The organism is Vibrio sp. 10N.222.46.A1 (assembly GCF_041473595.1).
Lineage (GTDB): Bacteria > Pseudomonadota > Gammaproteobacteria > Enterobacterales > Vibrionaceae > Vibrio > Vibrio tasmaniensis_A.
Map to the genome: position 1 here is coordinate 1 of NZ_JBFRSN010000560.1, position 2,693 is coordinate 2,693.

Below are 2,693 nucleotides of genomic sequence, written 5' to 3' on the forward strand. Positions count from 1 at the left end.
ACTGCGTTCGCACCGTAGCCGATAAGCGTTGCAAAGTGGTGTGTCTCACGAGCATCGCCCGTTTCAACAACAATGTCACACTTAGCTCTTAGACCTTTACGGATAAGATGGTGGTGAACCGCGCCAACTGCCAGCATTGCTGGAATAGCGGCGTGGGTAGAGTTAACCGCACGGTCTGTCAGTAGGATGATAGAGTAGCCATCAATCACAGCGTCTTCTGCGTATTGGCAGATACGCTTAAGTGCGCGCTCTAACTTACCGTTGTCTCCGTTTGCTTGGAATACGATATCCAGCGTCTTCGCTTGAAGGTGCTCGTTATCGATTGCACGTAGCTTCTCTAACTCAGAGTTAGACAGAACTGGAGATTCAAGTTCTACTTTTTGACAGTGTTCAGGCGTTTCAGCAAGTAGGTTCTGATCCTTACCTAGGTAAGTGTTCAGAGACATAACCATACGCTCACGAATCGGATCGATTGGCGGGTTTGTTACTTGTGCAAATAATTGCTTGAAGTAGTTTGAAAGGTGCTGCGATTGATGAGAAAGAATCGCTAGCGGCCAGTCAGCGCCCATTGCAGAAAGTGGCTCGTAGCCTGTTTTCGCAAGAGGTAGTATGATTTCGTTTACTTCTTCAGAGCTCACACCAAACGATTGTTGTTTATGAAGCAATTTTTCTGGAGAAGGTTGGTTAAATTCGTTGTTCGCATCCGGTAGCTTTTTCAAGCTCAGAAGGTTCTCTTCAACCCATTTTTCGTAGGGTTGTGCTTTAGCAATACCGTCTTTCACTTCTTCGTCAGAAATGATGCGGCCTTGCTCAAGGTCAGCAACGAAGATACGACCAGGCTGTAGACGACCACGGTATTCAACGTTTTCTGGTGCGATTTCAACTACGCCAGATTCAGACGCCATTACTAGGAAGTCGTCTTTTGTCACTGTGTAGCGAGAAGGGCGCAGACCATTACGGTCAAGCGTTGCACCGACTTGAACACCATCGGTGAAACATACTGATGCCGGGCCATCCCATGGTTCCATTACGTTCGCGTGGTACTGGTAGAACGCACGACGAGTTGGATCCATGTTTTTGTTTTCTTGCCATGCTTCAGGGATCATCATCATTAATGCGTGTGGCAGAGTACGACCTGAAAGAACAAGTAGCTCAAGTGCCATATCGAAGTTTGATGAATCCGAGCTGCCTTCCTGACAGATAGGAAGCAGCATGTCGATTTCAGCTTGTGTAAACAGATCCGACTCTAGGATTGCTTCACGTGCTTTCATCCAGTTTAGATTGCCGCGAACCGTATTGATTTCGCCATTATGCGCGATGTAACGGAAAGGCTGAGCCAGACGCCAACGAGGGAATGTATTGGTAGAGAAGCGAGAGTGTACCAGTGCTAGAGCTGTCACCATGGTTGGGTTTTGCAGGTCTAGGAAGTACTGAGGAACTTGTTCTGTTGTTAGCTGACCTTTGTACACCAATGTCTTGTAAGACATAGAGTTGATGTAGAAGTCGTCACCGATGTTTGACACGCTTTCTAGGCATACACGAACAGTGTAGTTACGTAGAACATACAGTTTACGCTCAAGCTCTTCTGGTGTGATACCAGGGCCGCCAGAAATAAATACGTGTTCAAATTGAGGTTCAGTGCTTAGTGGGTCAGCACCAATCATTGAATTGTCAGTTGGAAGTTCACGGTAACCGATAACTTCTAACTCAAGGCGCTGTGCATTGCGTTCTAGAATGTCACGACACTGTGCACGTTTGTATTCATCCTTAGGGAAAAGTACAACACCAACACCATATTTTTCAAAAGATGGCAGTTTAATTCCAAGCTTTACGGCTTCTTCTAGTAAGAATTCGTGTGGCTTCTGTAGCAGGATACCTGCACCATCACCAGAACACGGATCACAGCCTTGGCCGCCACGGTGTTCCATACGTGCAAGCATATCGAGTGCTTGAGTTACTACATCATGAGATTTGCGATTCTTAAGATGAGCAACAAAACCGATACCACAAGCGTCATGCTCCAATTCAGGAGTATACAGACCCTGTGAGTTCTGCTCTTGATCTACCATAGATACATCCTTCCAGTTAAATCTAGGCGCAACTTCTTTGTATAAAGTTAGCCTTGTCCTTTTATATTTATGGGTCTAAACCTGCCTATGCTGGCGGTTTGAATCCTTTCCGTATCTCGCAGGAAAAGTATTGCGAGAAAAACAATCCTTAGTGATATCCGTTTGTTTTTGACCACAAACTAGTGGTTTATATAGGTGGGGTATGGACATCACCGACTTATTGGCAAGTTTTCGATGTAAGTAAACACTCAGAAATAGCCAATATGTGTAAGTATCCTACAATTTTGTCTAGGCGAATTGCAATGAAAGTTAACCGATGTAGACCATTTTTTTCGTTTTGTTTTGAATTTAATGCCTAACAAATGTGCAACATTAGGCAAATAGAGCTTATTTTTTGCATGTTTATTGATATTTGATAGGTTGCTCGCAAAAATCCTTGCGTAAACTAATTGGTCGAATTTTGCAGGGATGTAATTTTTTTTCAAAAAAGACTGATATTCATTCTTATTTACTTGAGTGCTTTGAAAATATGCAATTACACGAGTTAGTTAATACTATCGGCCAAGATCTCCAACGTCGTTATGGCGAGAAGGTTCACAAGCTGACACTTCACGGTGGGTTTAG

Annotated in this window: 1 protein-coding gene and 1 pseudogene; one reads left to right on the forward strand and one right to left on the reverse strand. The window is 44.1% G+C overall.

Annotated elements, in window-relative coordinates:
* A partial coding sequence (locus AB4496_RS15930; RefSeq protein WP_372131342.1) for a glutamate synthase central domain-containing protein occupies positions 1 to 2,069 on the reverse strand: 2,069 nt, incomplete at its 3' end.
* Between the two features lie 529 nt (positions 2,070 to 2,598).
* Between AB4496_RS15930 and AB4496_RS15935 the strand changes: the two are divergent.
* Positions 2,599 to 2,693: pseudogene (locus tag AB4496_RS15935) on the forward strand (TIGR01212 family radical SAM protein); the annotation flags it as partial.